The following is an 18,695-nucleotide window of genomic DNA, read 5'->3' on the forward strand; positions in this document are numbered from 1 at the left end:
TGGGCCTCTGGCGTGAGGGTCATAACGACGCTCCTTCGATGCTCGTGGTGTCGCGACGCGGGCTGGGCGCCGGGGTCAGTGGTACGTGGGTGGTGCAGGCGCAGTCCCCGTTGACGATGGTCGCCAACCGCTGCACGTGGGTCCCGAGCACCTCGGCCATGGCCTGCTGCTCGGCCTCGCACAGCTCCGGGAATTCCTCGGCGACGTGCGAAACGGGGCAGTGGTGCTGGCAGATCTGCACGCCGTGGATCGGTCCCCCGACCCGTGTCGTGGTGGCGACGTAGCCGGCTTTGGTCAGCGCGCCGGCAACCCGTTCGGCGGCCGCCTCGACCTCGGCGTCGTCGTCGCTGTCCGCCGCGGGCACGCCGGCCAGGATCGCGTCGATCCGCTGCCGGGCGAAGGTGCGGACGGCGTCCTCCCCGCCGATCTCCCGTAGCTGGCGCATGGCCGCCGACGCGAGGTCGTCGTAGGCGTGCTCGAGCTTGGCGCGGCCCGCCGCGGTGAGCCGGAAGCGCTTGGCGGGGCGCCCGCGCCCCACCTGCTGCCAGGACGCGGCGGGCACCGACTCGGCGTCGCCCGCCTCGATCAGGGCGTCGAGATGGCGCCGCACACCGGCGGCCGCCAACCCGAGCCGGTCGCCGATCTCGCCGGCGGTGATCGATCCGGACTCCACCAGCAGGCGCACGATGGCGCGCCGCGTGTGGCCGTCCCGAACCGCGGCGGCCGCTGCACCCACGGCAGCGTCGTCGAGATCGGTTCGGATTTTCACAACACCAGTGTGACGCAATTCCAGGGATCGGTCTACCAAGGGTGCCCTGAGCGGGCGTTGCGCTGGTCACACTCGCGCATTGGGCGGCACATCCCCCGCAAGCGGGTGGGGTGCCGGGACGCCCCGGCGGCTACGCTGCTCTGATGGCAGCCCGCCACCACGTGCTGAGCTCGTCGATCGCCAGCTTGCATGGCGACGAGCAGGCGGTGGGCACGCCGCTGAACGATACCGAGCTCACCGCGCTGCAGCGCACCCGCCTGTTCGGGGCCACCGGCACCGTCCTGATGGCGATCGGCGCGCTGGGCGCCGGGGCCCGGCCCGTCGTGCAGGACCCCACGTTCGGGGTGCGGTTGCTCAACCTGCCGTCGCGGATCCAGACGGTGTCGTTGACGATGACGACGACCGGCGCGGTGATGATGGCGCTGGCCTGGCTGATGCTCGGCCGGTTCGCGCTGGGCAGCAGGCGGATGTCGCGCGGCGACCTGGACCGCACCTTGCTGCTGTGGACGCTGCCACTGCTGATCGCGCCGCCGATGTACAGCAAGGACGTCTACTCCTACCTGGCCCAGAGCCAGATCTCCCTGGAAGGACTCGACCCCTACCGGGTCGGTCCGGCGTCCGGACTCGGCCTGTCCCACGTCTTCACGCTGTCGGTCCCCACCCTGTGGCGGGAGACCCCGGCGCCCTACGGCCCGCTCTTCCTGTGGATCGGGCGCGGCATCTCGGCGATCACCGGCGAGAACATCGTCGCCGCCGTGCTGTGTCACCGGCTGGTGGAGCTGATCGGCGTGGGCTTGATCGTGTGGGCGACCCCGCGGCTGGCCCGGCGCTGCGGCGTCGCCGAGGTCAGCGCGCTGTGGCTGGGCGCGGCCAATCCGCTGCTGATCATGCATCTGGTCGCCGGCGTGCACAACGAGGCGTTGATGCTCGGGCTGATGCTCGCGGGGGCCGAGTTCGCCCTGCGGGGCATCGATTCTCCGCGACTGTTCCCGGCCTCATGGCGGCCCGGCCCCGACTGGGAACCGTTGGGCATGCTGCTGGCGGGCGCCATCCTGATCACCTTGTCGTCGCAGGTGAAATTGCCGTCGCTGCTGGCGCTCGGGTTCGTCACGATGGCGCTGGCCTACCGCTGCGGGGGCAACCTGCGGGCGCTGCTGCTCGCGGGCGGCGCGATGACGACGTTGTCGCTGGCGGTGATGGCGGCGGTCGGCTGGGCCAGCGGCCTCGGGTTCGGCTGGATCTACACGCTCGGCACCGCCAACGTCGTGCGCAGCTGGATGTCGCCGCCCACCCTGCTCGCACTGGGCACCGGGCAGGTGGGGATCCTGTTGGGACTCGGCGATCACACCACCGCGGTGCTGGGGCTCACCCGCGCCATCGGCGTGCTGATCATCATGGTGATGGTGGGCTGGCTGCTACTGGCCGTCTTCCGCGGCCGGTTGCACCCGATCGGTGGCCTGGGCGTGGCGCTGGGCGTCACTGTGCTGCTGTTTCCCGTCGTGCAGCCCTGGTATCTGTTGTGGGCGATCATTCCGCTGGCCGCCTGGGCGACCCGCAGCGGATTCCGGGTGGCGGTCATCGTCATCACCCTCGTCGTCGGCATCTTCGGCCCGACGGCCAACGGGGACCGCTTCGCGCTGTTCCAGATCGTGGACGCCACCCTCGCCAGCACCGTCATCGTGGCGGCGCTCATCGCGCTGACGTACACCCGCCTGCCCTGGCGGCGGCTCCCGGGCGAGGACGCCGGAACGCCCGAGGCGGTCGTTGAAACCGCACCCACACCGGAGACGCCCCAGACCCCCCTGGCCACCCCGCGTTCCGAGGCGGTGCCCGACGCCTACGCTGATTCCACGTGAGCTCGGACGTTCCTGAAACAGTCGTGCGACTTCGCGGGGTGAGCAAGCACTACGGATCCACCACGGCCGTCGCCGATCTCGACCTCGAGGTGCACGCCGCCGAAGTGCTCGCCCTGCTGGGCCCCAACGGCGCCGGCAAGACCACGACGGTCGAAATGTGCGAGGGTTTCGTGCGCCCGGACGCCGGCACCATCGAGGTGCTCGGGCTGGACCCGATCGCCGACAACGCCCGCCTGCGCACCCGCATCGGGGTGATGTTGCAGGGTGGCGGCGGCTATCCCAGCGCCCGCGCGGGGGAAATGCTCAACCTGGTCGCCTCCTACGCCGCCGACCCGCTGGACCCGGCGTGGCTGCTGGACACCCTGGGCCTCACCGATGCTGCCCGCACCACCTACCGACGGCTGTCCGGTGGGCAGCAGCAGCGGCTCGCGCTGGCGTGCGCGCTGGTCGGCCGCCCGGAACTGGTCTTCCTCGACGAACCGACCGCGGGCATGGACGCGCACGCCCGGCTGCTGGTGTGGGAACTGATCGACGCGTTGCGCCGCGACGGCGTGACGGTGCTGCTGACCACCCACCAACTCAAGGAGGCCGAGGAGCTGGCCGATCGGCTGGTCATCATCGACCACGGCGCGACCGTCGCCGCGGGCACGCCGACCGAGCTGATGCGCGCCGGCGCGAAGGACGAGCTGCGGTTCACCGCGCCGCCGCGGCTCGACCTGTCGCTGCTGACCGCCGCCCTGCCCGAGGAGTACAAGGCATCCGAGGTGACGCCGGGCGAGTATCTGGTCGAGGGCCCGGTCGACCCTCAAGTGCTGGCCACCGTGACAGCGTGGTGCGCGCGGATCGACGTGCTGGCCACCGACATGCGCGTCGAGCAGCGCAGCCTCGAGGACGTGTTCCTCGACCTCACCGGCAGGAAGTTGCGGCCTTGAATCTGGACAAGACCCAATCGAACGTCTTTCCCGCGGGGACGTTCAGCCCCGACCCGCGGCCCAGCACCGTGCCGCGGATGCTGGCCGCGCAGTTCGGCCTCGAGCTCAAGCTGCTGCTGCGCAACGGCGAGCAGCTGCTGCTGACCATGTTCATCCCGATCACGCTGCTAGTCGGGTTGACGCTCTTGCCGTTTGGCTCCTTCGGGCACAACCGCGCCGCCACCTTCGTTCCGGCCATCATGGCCCTCGCGGTCATCTCGACCGCCTTCACCGGGCAGGCCATCGCGGTCGCCTTCGACCGCCGCTACGGCGCGCTCAAGCGGCTGGGGGCGACCCCGCTGCCGGTCTGGGGCATCATCGCCGGCAAGTCGCTGGCCGTGGTCACCGTGGTGTTCCTGCAGGCAATCCTGTTGGGCGCCATCGGGTTTGCGCTGGGCTGGCGACCCGCCCCCGCCGCGTTGGCGTTGGGTGCGGCGGTCATCGCGCTGGGCACCGCGGGCTTCACCGCCCTCGGGCTGTTGCTGGGCGGGACGCTGCGGGCCGAGATCGTGCTCGCGGTCGCCAACCTGCTGTGGTTCGTCTTCGCCGGCCTCGGTGCGCTGACGGTGGAATCCGGGATGATCCCGACCGGCGTCAAGTGGGCGGCCCGGCTCACCCCTTCGGGCGCGCTGACCGAGGCCCTGTCGCGGGCGATGGTCCTGTCGGTGGACTGGTTCGGCGTCGTCGTCCTGGCGGTGTGGGGCGCGGTGGCGGCGCTGGCGGCGCTGCGCTGGTTCCGGTTCACCTGACGGGCGGCCCGAGGGCTTACTACAGGACGTAGTTTTCCTTGGCCTACCATCGGGCCATGCCCGTGGGACGCACGCTGATGCGGTTGGTCGACCTGCTCCCCAACCCGAGCGTGCGCGTCCAGCGCCTCGTCGCCGCGGCCGTCATCCTCACCCAGGGCGGCATCGCCGTCACCGGCGCGATCGTCCGGGTCACGGCGTCGGGGCTCGGTTGTCCCACCTGGCCGCAGTGCTTTCCGGGTAGCTTCGTCCCGGTCGCGCACGCCGAGGTGCCGCGCGTCCACCAGGCGGTCGAGTTCGGCAATCGCATGATCACCTTCGCGGTGGTCGTCGCCGCGGCGCTCGCCGTGCTGGCCGTGACCCGGGCGCGCCGCCGCCGGGAAGTGCTGGTGTACGCGTGGCTGATGCCGGTGTCGACGGTGGTCCAGGCGGTCATCGGCGGCATCACCGTGCGCACCGGGCTGCTGTGGTGGACGGTGGCCATCCACCTGCTCACCTCGATGACGATGGTGTGGCTGTCGGTGCTGCTCTACGTCAAGATCGGCGAGCCCGACGACGGAGTGGTGCACCGGCGCGTGCCCCGGCCGCTACGCGCCCTGACCGCGCTGATCGGCCTGGACCTGGCCGTGGTGCTGGTCACCGGCACGCTGGTGACGGCCGCCGGCCCGCACGCGGGAGACCGCAGCCCCACCCGAACCGTCCCCCGGCTCAAGGTCGCCGTGGACACCCTGGTCCACGCCCACTCCTCGCTGCTGATCGCCTACCTCGCCCTGCTGGTCGGGCTGGGCTTCGGGCTGTTGGCGGTGGGCGCCGCCCGGCCCATCCTGCGGCGGCTGATCGTCCTGCTCGCCCTGGTGTGCGCGCAGGCCGCGGTCGGCACCGCCCAGTACTTCACTGGAGTGCCCGCCGCGCTGGTCGCCCTGCACGTGGCCGGGGCCGCGGCGTGCACCGCCGCGACCGCCGCGCTATGGGCGTCGATGCGAGAGCGGGCCGAGCCCGAGCCGCTCGCAGGCTGACTCCACGGCCAGCGCGAACTCGCGCTGTGCGCGCTCGCGGGTGGTGGCGTCCAGGTGCCGCCAGCCCAGCGAGGGCGCGACGAGGTCGAGCCGCACCAGCCGATCCCCGGCCACGTCGGCGCGTGCGTAGAGCAGGTCGCGCGCCGCGATTCCGGCGCGATCCGCGGCCGCCGCGAGCGCGGTGTAGCCGAGATCCCAAGTTTCGAACTCCGGCTCGTCCGGCCAGGCGTGCGACTGCTTGCCGGCCAGGAAGATCAACGCCGCCCCCGCCGTCCCGCCCGCCAGCGTCGGCACCCCGTCGTTCTCCAGGTCGCGCAGATACCGCTCACCGAGGTTCCAAACGACCGCGTCGGGGGGGTTGAGCAGGTGGCGCACCCGCCGCGTCCAGGCCAGGAATTCGTCGCGCCATTCCGGATCGTCCGCGGTCGCACGCAGGATGACCAGGTCGGCGCGCAGGGTCTCGGGGTCGTCCCAGGACCGCCAGCGGGCGTGCAGCCCACGAGTTCGCAACGCGGGCACCAGGCCGGCGTCGTCGGGGTCGCCGCCCGCGCGCCCGGGAGGACCCGCCAGCACGAGGCGGGGATGGAAGATGTCCGGACGGGCGAGTTTCATGCCCGGGCATGATAAGCACATGCACGCAATCGAAGTCAGCGAAACCGGCGGCCCCGAGGTGCTGCGCTACATCGACGCGCCCCAACCCACACCGGGGTCCGGCGAGGTCTTGATCAAAGCCGAGGCGATCGGCGTCAACTACATCGACACCTACTTCCGCTCGGGCCAGTACCCGCGTGAGCTGCCGTTCATCCTCGGTTCGGAACTGTGCGGCACCGTCGCCGCGGCGGGCGACGGCGTCGACGGGTTCCGCGTCGGCGACCGGGTGGTCAGCGCGTCGGCGTCGGGCGGTTACGCCGAATACGCCACAGCCCCAGCGACTTTGACGGCACACGTGCCGGACGGCGTGGGCTCCGACGTGGCGGCGTCGGTGCTGCTGAAAGGCTTGACCGCGCACTACCTGCTCAAGTCCGTGTATCCGGTGCAGGCCGGCGACACCATCCTGGTGCACGCCGGCGCGGGCGGGGTCGGATTGATCCTGACGCAGTGGGCCCATCTGCTGGGCGCCCGGGTCATCACCACGGTCTCCACGCCGGAGAAGGCCCGGCTGTCCCGGCGGGCGGGTGCCGACGAGGTGCTGCCCTACCCCGACGACGCTGACGAATTCGGCCGGCAGATTCGCGGGCTCACCGACGGCGCCGGCGTCGAGGCGGTGTACGACGGCGTGGGCGCCACGACGTTCGACGCCAGCCTGGCCAGCCTGGCGGTGCGGGGAACGCTGGCGCTGTTCGGAGCGGCCAGCGGACCCGTTCCGCCGTTCGACCCGCAGCGCCTCAACGCCGCCGGCTCGGTGTTCCTGACCCGGCCGTCGCTGGCGCACTTCATCCGCACCGGCCAGGAATTCAGTTGGCGGGCCGAGGAATTGTTCGACGCGATCGCCGGCGGGGCCATCACCGTCGAGGTCGGCGGGCGCTATCCGCTGTCGGAAGCCACGCGCGCCCATCAGGACCTGCAGGGCCGCAAGACCGCCGGCTCCATCGTGCTGCTGCCCTGAGAGCGCAGCCGCGACGCGGCGCGTCAGAACAAATGCGGCAGCGCGATCACCGAGTCGACCGCCAACGCGCAGAACACCACTGCGAGGTAGTTGTTCGATTGCAGGAACAACCGCAGCGGCTTGACGGGCTCGCCGGCGCGAACCCCGGCGTGGAGCTGGTGGGCCATCGCCAGGAACCACACCCCGGCGACCACGGCGACCGCCGCGTAGAGCCAGCCGGTGGCCAGCGCCAGCGCCAGTGTCGCCGCGACCGTCAGCCAGGTGTAGATCAGGATCTGCTTGGTGACCTGACGCTCGGTCGCGACGGCGGGCAGCATCGGGACGCCGGCCGCTTTGTAGTCGTCCTTGTAACGCATCGCCAGCGCCCAGGTGTGTGGCGGCGTCCAGAAGAAGATGATCGCGAACATCACCAGCGCCGGCCAGCCGATGGTGCCGGTGACGGCCGACCAGCCGATCATCACCGGCATGCAGCCGGCGGCGCCGCCCCACACGACGTTCTGCGACGTACGCCGCTTGAGCAGCAGCGTGTAGACCAGCACATAGAAGGCGATGGTGGCGCCGGCCAGGTGTGCCGACAGCATGTTCGTCGTCCACCACAGCCAAAAGAACGACGCCACCGACAGCGCCAATCCGAACACCAGCGCGTGGCTGCGCGGGACCCTGGCGCTGGCCAGTGGCCGGCGCGCCGTGCGCTTCATCACCTTGTCGATGTCGGCGTCGGCCACGCAGTTCAGGGTGTTGGCTCCCCCGGCGGCCAGCATCCCGCCGACCAACGTGTTGAGGATCAGCAGCGGATTCACGGCGCCGCGGTGGGCAAGCAGCATGGCCGGAATGGTGGTGACGAGCAGCAGCTCGATCACCCGCGGCTTGGTCAGTGCCAGATACGCCAGCACCGTGCCCTGTATTCGGCTCGGTGCCCCTCGACTCGGGGCGACGCGCCCGCGAACGCTCACGCAATCACTCCTTGGGGTCGCAGCAGCGCGCAGCATCTACTACACACGATGGTAGACCGCGGCCCGCTTATGGCCCGCCCGCAGGGTCCATTCACCCAGACTTCTCCCAGATTTCCGAACTGAATGTTACGGGTCGACGGCCACCGCGTAATTTTCACACGGGCCGGCTGCGGGTACCCAAAACCTGCACTGCAAGAGCCGGCCCTCCCGCACTAGGGTGGGATTGATCAGCTTGATGACCCCAAGGACTGAGTCTGTGACCACACTCGAAGAGATCTCGACGCTGACCCAACCGCATCTCCCCGACGACTGGTCCGAGCTCGACTCGGCTGCCGTCGACACCGTTCGGGTGCTGGCCGCCGACGCGGTCCAGAAGGTTGGCAACGGACATCCCGGAACGGCGATGAGCCTGGCCCCGCTGGCGTACACCCTGTTCCAGCGCACGATGAAACACGATCCCAGCGACACCTATTGGCTCGGTCGCGACCGGTTCGTGTTGTCCTGCGGGCACAGCAGCCTGACGCTGTACATCCAGCTCTACCTGGGTGGGTTCGGCCTGGAGCTGTCCGACATCGAGTCGTTGCGCACATGGGGTTCCAAGACGCCCGGGCACCCGGAGTTCCGGCACACCAAGGGCGTTGAGATCACCACCGGTCCGCTCGGCCAGGGCCTGGCCTCAGCGGTGGGCATGGCCATGGCCGCGCGCTACGAGCGCGGGTTGTTCGACCCCGACGCCGCCGAGGGCACCAGCCCGTTCGACCACTTCATCTACGTGATCGCCTCCGACGGCGACATCGAGGAGGGCGTCACCTCGGAAGCCTCGTCGCTGGCCGCGGTCCAGCAGCTGGGCAACCTCATCGTGTTCTACGACCACAACCAGATCTCGATCGAGGACGACACCAACATCGCGCTGTGCGAGGACACCGCCGCGCGCTACGAGGCCTACGGCTGGCACGTGCAAAGGGTCGAAGGCGGCGAGAACGTCGTCGGCATCGAGGAGGCCATCGCCAACGCCAGGGCGGTCACCGACCGGCCGTCGTTCATCGAGTTGCGCACCATCATCGGCTTCCCGGCGCCGAAGTTGATGAACACCGGCAAGGCGCACGGCGCGGCGCTGGGCGACGAGGAAGTCGCGGCCGTCAAGGAGATTTTGGGCTTCGATCCCGAGAAGAAGTTCGAGGTGCGCGACGAGGTCATCGCCCACACCCGCAAGCTGGTGGACCGGGGCAAGGAAGCACACGAGAAGTGGCAGGCGGACTTCGACGCGTGGGCGGAGCGCGAACCCGACCGCAAGGCACTGCTGGACCGGTTGACCGCCGAGGAATTGCCCGACGGCTGGGAAGCCGACATCCCGCGCTGGGAACCCGGCGACAAGGCGCTGGCGACCCGTGCGGCGTCCGGCAAGGTGCTCAATGCCGTGGGTCCGAAGCTTCCGGAGTTGTGGGGCGGCTCGGCCGACCTGGCGGGCAGCAACAACACCACCATGGACAACGTCAAATCCTTTGGTCCGCCGTCGATTTCGACCAAGGACTACACGGCGGACTGGTACGGCCGCACGCTGCACTTCGGTGTGCGCGAGCACGCGATGGGCGCCATCCTGTCCGGCATCGTGCTGCACGGCCCGACCAGGGCTTACGGCGGCACGTTCCTGCAGTTCTCCGACTACATGCGCCCGGCGGTGCGGCTGGCCGCGCTGATGGACATCGACACCATCTACGTGTGGACGCACGACTCGATCGGGCTCGGCGAGGACGGACCGACACACCAGCCGATCGAGCACCTCGCGGCGCTGCGCGCCATCCCCAAGCTGTCGGTGGTGCGGCCCGCCGACGCCAACGAGACGGCGTACGCCTGGCGCACAATCCTCGCCCGCGGCAACGGCAGCGGTCCGGTCGGGCTGATCCTGACCCGCCAGGGCGTGCCGATCCTCGAAGGCACCAACGTCGAGGGCGTGGCGAAGGGCGGCTACATCCTCGGTGATCCCGGCGGCGACGAGCCGGACGTCGTCTTGATCGCCACCGGCTCAGAGGTTCAGCTTGCGGTTGAGGCCCAGAAGCTGTTGGCGGACAAGGACATTGTCGCGCGGGTGGTGTCCATGCCGTGCGTGGAGTGGTTCGAATCCCAGCCCGAGGACTACCGCGACAGCGTGCTGCCCCCGTCGGTGTCGGCCCGGGTGGCCGTCGAGGCGGGCGTCGCGCAGCCCTGGCACAAGCTCGTCGGCGACACCGGCAAGATCGTGTCGATCGAGCACTACGGCGAATCCGCCGACTACGAAACTTTGTTCCGTGAATTCGGTTTCACCGCAGACGCCGTCGCGGCCGCTGCGGAACAAGTCGTGGATAACTGAGAAAGGGTGATTCACATGACTCAGAACCCAAACCTCGCGGCGCTGTCCGCCGCGGGCGTTTCCGTTTGGCTTGATGACCTGTCGCGCCAGCGGCTGCAGTCGGGCAATCTGCAGGAGCTGATCGACACGAAAAGCGTTGTGGGGGTGACCACGAACCCGTCGATCTTCCAGAAGGCGTTCGCTGAGGGCGACACCTACAACGATCAGATCGCCGAGCTCGCCGAGCGGGGCGCCGACGTCGACGCCACCGTCCGCACCGTCACCACCGACGATGTCCGCAACGCGTGCGACGTGCTGCGGCCGCAGTGGGAAGCTTCCGACGGCGTCGACGGCCGGGTATCCATCGAGGTGGACCCGCGCCTGGCGGCCGAGACCGACAAGACCACGGCGCAGGCCGTCGAGCTGTGGAAGATCGTCGACCGGCCGAACGCGTACATCAAGATCCCTGCGACCAAGGCCGGCATCCCGGCTATCACGGCCGTCCTGGCGGAAGGGATTTCGGTCAACGTCACGCTCATCTTCTCGGTGGAGCGGCACCGCCAGGTGATGGACGCCTACCTGGCCGGCCTGGAGAAGGCGCGCGAGGCGGGACACGACCTGTCCAAGATCCATTCCGTCGCATCGTTTTTCGTCTCCCGGGTGGACACCGAGGTCGACAAGCGGCTGGAGAAGATCGGTTCCGAGGAGGCGCTGGCGTTGCGCGGTCAGGCCGGGGTGGCGAATGCCCGGCTGGCCTACGCCGCCTACCAGGAGGTGTTCGAGGGCGGCGATCGCTACGAGGCGCTCAAGGGCGACGGCGCCCGAGTGCAGCGCCCGCTGTGGGCGTCCACCGGGGTCAAGAACCCCGACTACTCCGACACCCTCTACGTCACGGAGCTGGTCGCTCCGAACACGGTGAACACCATGCCGGAGAAGACGATTGACGCGGTCGCCGAGCACGGCGAGATCAAGGGTGACACCGTCACCGGCACCGCTTCGGGCGCCCAGGAGGTGTTCGACAAGCTGAGCTCGATCGGGATCGACTTGACCGACGTCTTCCAGGTGCTGGAGAACGAGGGCGTGGAGAAGTTCGTGGACTCGTGGACCGAGCTGCTGGAGGAGACGCAGAAACAGCTGGATTCCGCCTCGAAATGAGCCCGGCTCGTAACGCTGCACAATGGCATAACCCGTTACGGGACAAGCGCGACAAGCGGCTGCCGAGGATCGCCGGCCCATGCGGCATGGTCATTTTCGGTGTCACCGGCGACCTCGCCCGCAAGAAGGTGATGCCGGCCATCTACGACCTGGCCAACCGCGGGCTGCTGCCGCCGAGCTTCTCCCTGGTGGGCTTCGCCCGTCGGGACTGGGAAACCCAGGATTTCCGCAAGGTGGTCTATCAGGCCGTCAAGGATCACTGCCGGACGCCGTTCCGGGAGGAGAACTGGGAGCGGCTGGCCGAGGGATTCCGTTTCGTGCCAGGGTCTTTCGATGACGACACGTCGTTCGCCCGGCTGGCCGAAACCCTGGACAAACTGGACGCCGAGCGCGGTACCGGCGGCAACCACGCCTTCTACCTGGCCATCCCGCCGAAGTCCTTCCCGGTGGTGTGCGAACAGCTGCACAAGTCCGGGCTGGCCCGCCCGCAGGGCGATCGATGGAGCCGGGTGGTCATCGAGAAGCCGTTCGGGCACGACCTGGAGAGCGCGCAGGCGCTCAACCATGCGGTCAATGCCGTCTTCCCCGAGGAGGCGGTGTTCCGCATCGACCACTACCTGGGCAAGGAGACGGTCCGCAACATCCTGGCGCTGCGGTTCGCCAATCAGTTGTTCGACCCGATCTGGAACGCGCACTACGTCGATCACGTGCAGATCACCATGGCCGAGGACATCGGATTGGGCGGGCGCGCCGGCTATTACGACGGTATCGGCGCCGCCCGCGATGTCATCCAGAACCACCTGATGCAGCTGCTGGCGCTCACCGCGATGGAAGAGCCGGTCAGCTTCAATCCCGCGGCGTTGCAGACCGAGAAGATCAAGGTGCTCTCGGCGACCCAGCTGGCCGAACCGCTCGACGAGACCACCAGCCGCGGCCAGTACGCCGGCGGCTGGCAGGGCGGCGAGAAGGTCGTCGGGCTGCTCGACGAGGAGGGGTTCGCTAAGGACTCCACCACCGAGACGTTCGCCGCCATCACGCTGGAGGTCGACACCCGCCGCTGGGCCGGTGTGCCGTTCTATCTGCGGACCGGAAAACGCCTGGGCCGCAGGGTGACCGAGATCGCGCTCGTCTTCAAACGCGCGCCGCACCTGCCGTTCGACGCCACCATGACCGACGAACTGGGCACCAACGCCATGGTCATCCGGGTGCAGCCCGACGAGGGCATCACGCTGCGGTTCGGCTCCAAGGTGCCGGGAACCGCGATGGAGGTCCGCGATGTCAACATGGACTTCTCCTACGGCTCGGCGTTCGCCGAGGAGTCACCGGAAGCCTACGAACAGCTGATCCTCGACGTGCTGCTGGGCGAACCGTCCCTGTTTCCGGTCAACGAAGAGGTCGAATTGGCCTGGCAGATATTGGATCCCGTCCTCGATAATTGGGCGGCCGACGGCAAGCCCGAGCCCTACGAGGCGGGCACCTGGGGTCCGGATTCGGCCTTCGAGATGCTGCGCCGGACCGGCCGGGAATGGCGGCGGCCCTGATGATCATCGACATGCCCGACACCACCACCACCGCGGTCAACAAGAAACTCGAGGAACTGCGGGAGAAGGTCGGCGCCGTGACGATGGGCCGGGTGCTGACGCTGATCATCGCGCCCGACAGCGACGCCATCCTGGAAGAGTCGCTGGAGGCCGCCAACAACGCCAGCCACGAGCACCCCAGCCGGATCATCGTCACGATGCGGGGCGACCCGTACGCCGACGAGCCGCGCCTGGACGCGCAGCTACGCGCGGGCGGAGACACCGGGGCCACCGAGGTGGTGATCCTGAATCTGTCCGGGGCGCTTGCCGGGCACCCCGCCAGCGTGGTCACCCCGTTCCTGCTCCCCGACATCCCCGTGGTGGCATGGTGGCCCGACGTCGCGCCGGCGGTTCCGGCGCAGGACCCGTTGGGCAAGTTGGCGATTCGGCGCATCACCGATGCCACCAATGGAACCGATCCGTTATCGGCCATCAAGGGTCGACTGCCCGGTTACACGGCCGGCGACACCGATCTGGCCTGGGCCCGCATCACCTACTGGCGGGCACTGTTGACCTCCGCGGTCGACCTGGCGCCCCACGAACCGATCGAGTCGGCCCTGGTGTCCGGATTGAAAACCGAACCGGCGCTTGACATCCTGGCGGGCTGGCTGGCCAGCTGCATCGACGGCCCGGTACGCCGCGCGGTCGGCGAGCTCAAGGTGGAACTCGTACGCAAGAGCGAGACCATCGTCCTGAGCCGGCCCCAAGAGGGTAGAACGGCGACCCTGAGTCGCACCGCCAAGCCGGAGGCCCTGCTTCCCTTGGCCCGCAGGGAAACCGGCGAATGCCTCGCCGAAGACCTGCGGCGGCTGGATCCCGATGAGATTTATCAATTAGCGCTAGAGGGCATTGAGAAAGTGCAGTACGTGTGAGCACCATCATCGAAGTTTTTCCGGAAGCTCAGGCGCTGGTCGAGGCCGCGGCGAACCGACTGGCCGATAACATCCGCAACGCCGTGGCCGCCCGGGACCGAGCGCTCATCGTCCTGACCGGCGGTGGCAACGGCATCGGGTTGCTCAAGTCGCTGGCCGGGCACGAGATCGCCTGGCCCAAGGTGCACCTGTTCTGGGGCGACGAGCGCTACGTCCCCGAGGACGACGACGAGCGCAACGACAAGCAGGCCCGGGAGGCGTTGCTGGACCGGATCGACATTCCGTCCAGCCACGTGCACACGATGCCGGCCAGCGACGGCGAATTCGGCACCGACCTCGCCGCCGCCGCGCTGGCCTACGAACAGCTGCTGGCGGCTAACGCCGCACCCGGCCAGCCCGTGCCGAATTTCGACGTGCACCTGTTGGGCATGGGGCCGGAGGGCCATATCAACTCGCTGTTCCCCGACACCCCCGCCGTGCTGGAAACGAGCCGCATGGTGGTCCCGGTGGAGGACTCCCCCAAGCCGCCTCCCCAACGAATCACTCTGACGCTGCCCGCGATCCAGCGTTCACGCGAGGTCTGGCTGATGGTGTCCGGCGCATCCAAGGCCGACGCGGTGGCCGCGGCCGTCGGCGGCGCCCCGCCGGTCTCGGTGCCGGCCGCCGGGGCGATCGGGCAGGAAACCACGCTGTGGCTGCTCGACGAGGAGGCCGCGGCCAAACTGCCCGCTCGCCCGGGTCAGCCAGGCTAACCCCCGCCCGGTTTGATCCGGGTGATAATGACGGTCATGGCAGACAGAACCGTGCGCGGTGGGCAAGAGCGAAGCCGGATCAAGACCCTCACCCAGGCTGCGCTGAACGCCGACAAGACGGTGGAGCAGGTCGAAGACGTCCTCGACGGCCTCAGCACGACCATGAAAGAGCTCAACACGTCCCTTTCCAACCTGAACGCCACGGTCGAGCGCATGGAAAGCGGCCTGGACCACCTGGACGGCACCTTGTCGCGGCTGGACGATCTGGCCAGGCGACTGATCGTGCTGGTCGAGCCCGTGGAGGCGATCGTCGGGCGGATCGACGGCATGGTGAAGGTGGGCGAGACGATGATGACGCCGGTCGCGATGACCGAACACGTCGTGCGCGGGGCACTGGACCGGCTGCGCAACCGCTGAGCTACATCTTCGTCGAGCGGGCCATCACGAAGCTGTACAGCCCGTAGGTGATGAGTCCCACGCCGGCCGCGATCAACAGTGCCGCCCCAAAGTGCTGAGCCCCGAGTGTCTTCAGTGCCCCATCGAGCCCGGTGGCCTTCTTCGGTTCCGAGCGACACGCGGCGATGATCACCAGCGCGCCCGTCAGGGTGATGACGACGCCCTTGCCGACATATCCGGCCACGCCGAGCCGTCGCACCCAGCCGCCCGACTTTCCCCGGAGGTCGTCGACGAAGTTGCGGCTGGCACCCTTGTAGATGTGGTAGCAACCGACCACGACAATGATCAGCCCGCCCGCGATGAGCGCGATGGTGCCGGCGGTCGTCGCCATCAGGTGCGCGCTGATGCTCGAATTCTGTTGATCCGCAGCCCTTCCGGCCCCCCGGGCGAAGCCGAACGCCGAGTACGCGAACGCGAGGTAGACCGCCGCCAGCCCAAGTGCCTTCGCCCGCGAGGCTGCATCCGACGACGAGCCCTCCGGCCCACGGTCGCATGATCGGCCAAGGGCGGTTTCGACCAGCCGCCACAGGCCCATCGCCAGCAGGGCGCCCGTAGCGATCCAGAGTGCCAGCGGTCCGCCCGGCTTGGACGCCAGCGTCGCCAGGGCGCCGGTTTGATCGGCGGTTCCTCCTTCGCCGCACGCGACCCGGATGGCGAGATAGCCGACGATCAGGTGCAGCACCCCGTTGACGACGTACCCGACGCGCGCGAGTCGTTCGAAGACGCCGTTCTGGGCCACTTGTGCCGCGGTGACGGGCGAAGCGGTATCGGACATGGCTTACTAATGCCCATCACCCGCTGTTACGTAACGCGCTGGCCAATCCATTCATCGTCAGCAGGATGCCGCGCTGCACCAGTTCGTCCTCATCGCCGGAGCGGTAGCGGCGCAGCAACTCCACCTGCAGGTGGTTCAGCGGCTCCAGGTAGGGGAAGCGGTTGAACACCGAGCGGGCCAGCGCGGGGTTGTCGGCGAGCAGGTCTTCGTGACCGGTGATGAGCTTGTGCATCGCGATGGTCCGCCGGTGCTCGTCCACGATCTTGTCGAACACCCGGTTCCGCAGTTCTTCGTCCTCGACCAGCTCCGAGTAGTGCGCCGCCAGGCCGAGGTCGCTCTTGGCGAGCACCTGAGCCATGTTGGAGAGTGCGCCCCGGAAGAACGGCCAGCGCTCGTACAGCTCGTGCAGGATCGCCACCCGCTCGGTTTCGCTTTCGGGCCCGGCCGCGATCCACTGCTCGAACGCCGACCCGGTGCCGTACCAGCCCGGAAGCATCACCCGGGACTGGCTCCACGCCAGCACCCATGGGATGGCGCGCAGGTCCGAGATCGATGAAGTGGGTTTGCGTGACGTCGGGCGGCTGCCGATGTTGAGCGAACCGATCTCGCTGACCGGCGTCGAGGCCATGAAGTAGTCGACGAAACCCGGTGTTTCGTGCACCAATTCGGCGTAGGCGCGCTGCGCCAGGGTGGCCACTTCGTCGAGCACCGCGTAGGCCGGCTCCGCAGCATCTCCCAGGCCCTCTACGTCGAGCAGCGTCGACTCCAGCGTCGCGGCCACCAAGCTCTCCAGGTTGCGCCGCGCCGCCTGCGGTTCGGCGTACTTGGCGGCGATCACCTCGCCCTGCTCGGTGAGCCGCAGCGAGCCGTTCACCGCGCCCGGGGGTTGCGCCAGGATGGCCTGATAGCTCGGCCCACCGCCGCGGCCGACGGTACCGCCGCGACCGTGGAAGAGCCGCAAGCGAATTCCGGCCTTGCGGGCCACCTCGACCAGCGCCAGCTCGGCGCGGTAGACGGCCCAGCTGGAGGCGAGGTAACCGCCGTCCTTGTTCGAGTCGGAGTAGCCGAGCATCACCTCCTGGCGCCCGTCCTGCGCGTCGACGACCGCCCGGTACAGCGGAAGCTGCAGCATCGCGTCCAGGATGGCCGCGCCGTTGTGCAGATCGTCGATCGTCTCGAAGAGCGGCGAGATGGCAACCGGGCAATACGGTTCCGGCCCGGAGGCGTCCAGCAGCCCGCCCTCTTTCAGCAGGATCGCCACCTCCAAGACGTCGGACACCGAGCGGCACATGGAGATGACGTAGTTGGGTACCGCCGCCGGGCCGTAGCGTCCGACGGCGTCCGCCGCGGCGCCGACGACCTCGAGCTCCTTGCGGGCCAACTCGGACAGGCCCCCACGGTCGCCGACCAGCGGGCGGCGGGTACTCAGTTCACCGGCCAGCAGCTCGACCCGCTCGTCCTCGGGCAGCGAAGCGTAATCTTGGTGCACCCCGGCCCAGGCCAACAGCTCCCCCACCACCTCTTCGTGGACGTCGGAGTTTTGCCGCATGTCCAGCCCGGACAAGTGAAACCCGAAGACGCTCACGCCTTCTCGCAGCAGGGCCAGGCGGTCGTCGGCCAACAGCGCACTGCCGTGTGCGCGCAGCGACTCGTCGATGGTGTCCAGGTCCGCCTGCAGTTCGGCCGGGCCGGAATACGGCGTCAGGCCGAGGTCCAGCTCGTGCTGCGGTCGGCTGTCCAGAATCTTCGCGCCCGTCGCGGTGAGCCGGGCGCGGATCACCCGCAGCGCCCGCCGGTATGGCTCGTCGGCGCGGGCCTGCTCCCCGCAGCCCTCGGCCAGCTCGGCCAGCGCCGCGGTGACGGGGACGAGCCGCGCCGACATCGACAGATCCTGCTCGAGGGCGGTGAGCTCGGCCAGGTAATGCGACAGCGCGGTGAACGCGGCGCTGCCGGTGGCCTGGCGTACCACCTCGCCGGTCACGTTCGGATTGCCGTCGCGGTCGCCGCCGATCCAGGAGCCGGGCCGCAGGATCGGTGCGGCGAGCAGGTCGGTGTCGGGCCACCGCGCCCGCAACGCATCCCGGACCTCGGCGTTGACCTGCGGAATGACCTGGAAGAACGCCGCGGAGTAATAACGCAGCCCGACCTCGATCTCGTCGGTGATCTGCAAGCGGGACAACCGGATCAGCGCGGTCTGCCACAGGGTGAGGACCTGGCGGCGCAACTCGCGCTCGATGTTGCGCCCGTCGTCGGTTTCGGTGTGCCCCTCGGCGTGCAACCGCATCAGCTGGGTGATGCGGTGCTGGGTGACGAAGACGGTGCGCCGCCGGGTTTCGGTGGGGTGGGCGGTGATCACCGGGGAGATCAAGGCACCTCGCAGCGCGTCGGCCACCGTGGCCGAATCAAGTTCGGCCCCATCGAGTTTGGCGTAGGTCGCGGCTAGGCTGCTGTCCTGCGGCGGCTCGCCGGCGGAGACGTGGATGGCGCGGCGACGCTCCCGGTGGATGTCCTCGGCCACGTTGGCCAGCAGCGCGAAGTGGCTGAACGCCCGGATGACCGGGATCGCTTGGTGAATGTCGATGCCGTCGAACATGCGCGCCAGGTCGACCCGGTCGATCTCGGAGCGGCGCACCCGAAACGACTCCACCCGCGCGCGCTCGACGAGGTCGAAAACCTCGTCCCCGCTCTGCTCGCGCACGGTGTCGCCGAGGATGGCGCCCAGCAGCCGGATGTCGGCGCGCATCGGCTCTGTCGCCTCGCGACCGACGAGCGTGCGTTGCACGGCGCCGATGGGTTCGAGCGCGATGTCGGAAACGTCAACCATGCGTCCCAGTATCGGTGCGGATCACGCGCTCCGCCCGC

General features: G+C 69.1%; 16 protein-coding genes. 11 read left to right on the forward strand and 5 right to left on the reverse strand.

Annotated elements, in window-relative coordinates; all coding sequences use genetic code 11:
- Window positions 1-19: 19 nt before the first annotated feature.
- Complete coding sequence (locus A5697_RS00210) at window positions 20-808, reverse strand: metalloregulator ArsR/SmtB family transcription factor (RefSeq protein ID WP_082953168.1); 789 nt, start codon at window positions 806-808, stop codon at window positions 20-22.
- Between the two features lie 104 nt (window positions 809-912).
- On the opposite strand from A5697_RS00210, the gene mptB reads away from it, so the two are divergent.
- The 4 genes from mptB to A5697_RS00230 all read left to right on the forward strand — a co-directional run bounded on the left by mptB (window position 913) and on the right by A5697_RS00230 (window position 5,358).
- A complete protein-coding gene (gene mptB / locus A5697_RS00215) occupies window positions 913-2,625 on the forward strand; it encodes a polyprenol phosphomannose-dependent alpha 1,6 mannosyltransferase MptB (RefSeq protein WP_068006933.1) in 1,713 nt (570 codons plus the stop codon).
- Window positions 2,622-3,557: an ABC transporter ATP-binding protein gene (locus A5697_RS00220; protein ID WP_156673017.1), complete on the forward strand. Its 936-nt coding sequence runs from the start codon at window positions 2,622-2,624 to the stop codon at window positions 3,555-3,557. Before mptB ends, A5697_RS00220 begins: the two co-directional genes overlap by 4 nt.
- A 77-nt stretch (window positions 3,558-3,634) precedes the next feature.
- Window positions 3,635-4,345, forward strand: coding sequence for an ABC transporter permease (locus tag A5697_RS00225; RefSeq protein ID WP_231971926.1), 711 nt, complete (start codon window positions 3,635-3,637; stop codon window positions 4,343-4,345).
- Window positions 4,346-4,422: 77 nt separating this feature from the next.
- Window positions 4,423-5,358 carry a heme A synthase gene (locus A5697_RS00230; RefSeq protein ID WP_197500867.1) on the forward strand — a complete coding sequence of 312 codons (936 nt, stop codon included), beginning with the start codon at window positions 4,423-4,425 and terminating at the stop codon, window positions 5,356-5,358.
- Here the strand turns inward: A5697_RS00230 and A5697_RS00235 are convergent.
- Entirely contained in the window at window positions 5,308-5,970 is a 663-nt protein-coding gene (locus A5697_RS00235) for a hypothetical protein (protein ID WP_068006941.1), read from the reverse strand. The two genes, A5697_RS00230 and A5697_RS00235, sit on opposite strands and share 51 nt — an antisense overlap.
- A 19-nt stretch (window positions 5,971-5,989) precedes the next feature.
- Here A5697_RS00235 and A5697_RS00240 point away from each other — a divergent pair, with 19 nt between their 5' ends.
- Complete coding sequence (locus A5697_RS00240) at window positions 5,990-6,964, forward strand: quinone oxidoreductase (protein ID WP_068006943.1); 975 nt, start codon at window positions 5,990-5,992, stop codon at window positions 6,962-6,964.
- 23 nt (window positions 6,965-6,987) lie between these two features.
- Here the strand turns inward: A5697_RS00240 and A5697_RS00245 are convergent, their stop codons facing one another.
- The gene (locus A5697_RS00245; RefSeq protein ID WP_067944583.1) at window positions 6,988-7,917 is read right to left on the reverse strand and encodes a heme o synthase; all 930 of its coding nucleotides are present in this window, start codon (window positions 7,915-7,917) and stop codon (window positions 6,988-6,990) included.
- Window positions 7,918-8,173: 256 nt separating this feature from the next.
- Here A5697_RS00245 and tkt point away from each other — a divergent pair, with 256 nt between their 5' ends.
- Genes tkt through A5697_RS00275 form a run of 6 tightly spaced genes read left to right on the forward strand, consistent with a single transcriptional unit; the run spans window position 8,174 to window position 15,019 of the window.
- On the forward strand, window positions 8,174-10,264 hold the full coding sequence (tkt, locus tag A5697_RS00250; RefSeq protein ID WP_067944584.1) for a transketolase: 2,091 nt from the start codon (window positions 8,174-8,176) through the stop codon (window positions 10,262-10,264).
- A 15-nt stretch (window positions 10,265-10,279) separates the two neighbouring features.
- Window positions 10,280-11,398 (forward strand): transaldolase, encoded by a 1,119-nt coding sequence (tal, locus tag A5697_RS00255; RefSeq protein WP_067944585.1) that lies wholly within the window; start codon window positions 10,280-10,282, stop codon window positions 11,396-11,398.
- Window positions 11,395-12,939 (forward strand): glucose-6-phosphate dehydrogenase, encoded by a 1,545-nt coding sequence (gene zwf / locus A5697_RS00260; protein WP_067944586.1) that lies wholly within the window; start codon window positions 11,395-11,397, stop codon window positions 12,937-12,939. Before tal ends, zwf begins: the two co-directional genes overlap by 4 nt.
- Window positions 12,939-13,850: a glucose-6-phosphate dehydrogenase assembly protein OpcA gene (gene opcA / locus A5697_RS00265; protein ID WP_067944615.1), complete on the forward strand. Its 912-nt coding sequence runs from the start codon at window positions 12,939-12,941 to the stop codon at window positions 13,848-13,850. The genes zwf and opcA overlap by 1 nt, the downstream gene beginning before the upstream one ends.
- Entirely contained in the window at window positions 13,847-14,602 is a 756-nt protein-coding gene (pgl, locus tag A5697_RS00270) for a 6-phosphogluconolactonase (RefSeq protein WP_068006945.1), read from the forward strand. The genes opcA and pgl overlap by 4 nt, the downstream gene beginning before the upstream one ends.
- Window positions 14,603-14,629: 27 nt before the next feature.
- On the forward strand, window positions 14,630-15,019 hold the full coding sequence (locus tag A5697_RS00275) for an ATPase (protein WP_068006946.1): 390 nt from the start codon (window positions 14,630-14,632) through the stop codon (window positions 15,017-15,019).
- Window position 15,020: 1 nt separating this feature from the next.
- Here the strand turns inward: A5697_RS00275 and A5697_RS00280 are convergent, their stop codons facing one another.
- Both A5697_RS00280 and ppc read right to left on the reverse strand, forming a co-directional pair.
- The gene (locus tag A5697_RS00280) at window positions 15,021-15,833 is read right to left on the reverse strand and encodes a DUF1206 domain-containing protein (protein WP_068006949.1); all 813 of its coding nucleotides are present in this window, start codon (window positions 15,831-15,833) and stop codon (window positions 15,021-15,023) included.
- Window positions 15,834-15,849: 16 nt separating this feature from the next.
- Window positions 15,850-18,657 (reverse strand): phosphoenolpyruvate carboxylase, encoded by a 2,808-nt coding sequence (ppc, locus tag A5697_RS00285; protein WP_067944590.1) that lies wholly within the window; start codon window positions 18,655-18,657, stop codon window positions 15,850-15,852.
- Window positions 18,658-18,695: the final 38 nt, after the last annotated feature.

Origin of the sequence: Mycobacterium sp. E3251, from assembly GCF_001666835.1 — a bacterium.
In the GTDB taxonomy this organism is placed as follows: domain Bacteria; phylum Actinomycetota; class Actinomycetes; order Mycobacteriales; family Mycobacteriaceae; genus Mycobacterium.

Coding starts and splice junctions, on each gene's coding strand:
- mptB (WP_068006933.1), top strand. CDS start 913: ATGGCAGCCCGCCACCACGTGCTGAGCTCGTCGATCGCCAGCTTGCAT.
- A5697_RS00225 (WP_231971926.1), top strand. CDS start 3,635: ATGCTGGCCGCGCAGTTCGGCCTCGAGCTCAAGCTGCTGCTGCGCAAC.
- A5697_RS00230 (WP_197500867.1), top strand. CDS start 4,423: ATGCGGTTGGTCGACCTGCTCCCCAACCCGAGCGTGCGCGTCCAGCGC.
- A5697_RS00235 (WP_068006941.1), bottom strand. CDS start 5,970: ATGAAACTCGCCCGTCCGGACATCTTCCATCCCCGCCTCGTGCTGGCG.
- A5697_RS00240 (WP_068006943.1), top strand. CDS start 5,990: ATGCACGCAATCGAAGTCAGCGAAACCGGCGGCCCCGAGGTGCTGCGC.
- tal (WP_067944585.1), top strand. CDS start 10,280: ATGACTCAGAACCCAAACCTCGCGGCGCTGTCCGCCGCGGGCGTTTCC.
- zwf (WP_067944586.1), top strand. CDS start 11,395: ATGAGCCCGGCTCGTAACGCTGCACAATGGCATAACCCGTTACGGGAC.
- opcA (WP_067944615.1), top strand. CDS start 12,939: ATGATCATCGACATGCCCGACACCACCACCACCGCGGTCAACAAGAAA.
- A5697_RS00275 (WP_068006946.1), top strand. CDS start 14,630: ATGACGGTCATGGCAGACAGAACCGTGCGCGGTGGGCAAGAGCGAAGC.
- A5697_RS00280 (WP_068006949.1), bottom strand. CDS start 15,833: ATGTCCGATACCGCTTCGCCCGTCACCGCGGCACAAGTGGCCCAGAAC.
- ppc (WP_067944590.1), bottom strand. CDS start 18,657: ATGGTTGACGTTTCCGACATCGCGCTCGAACCCATCGGCGCCGTGCAA.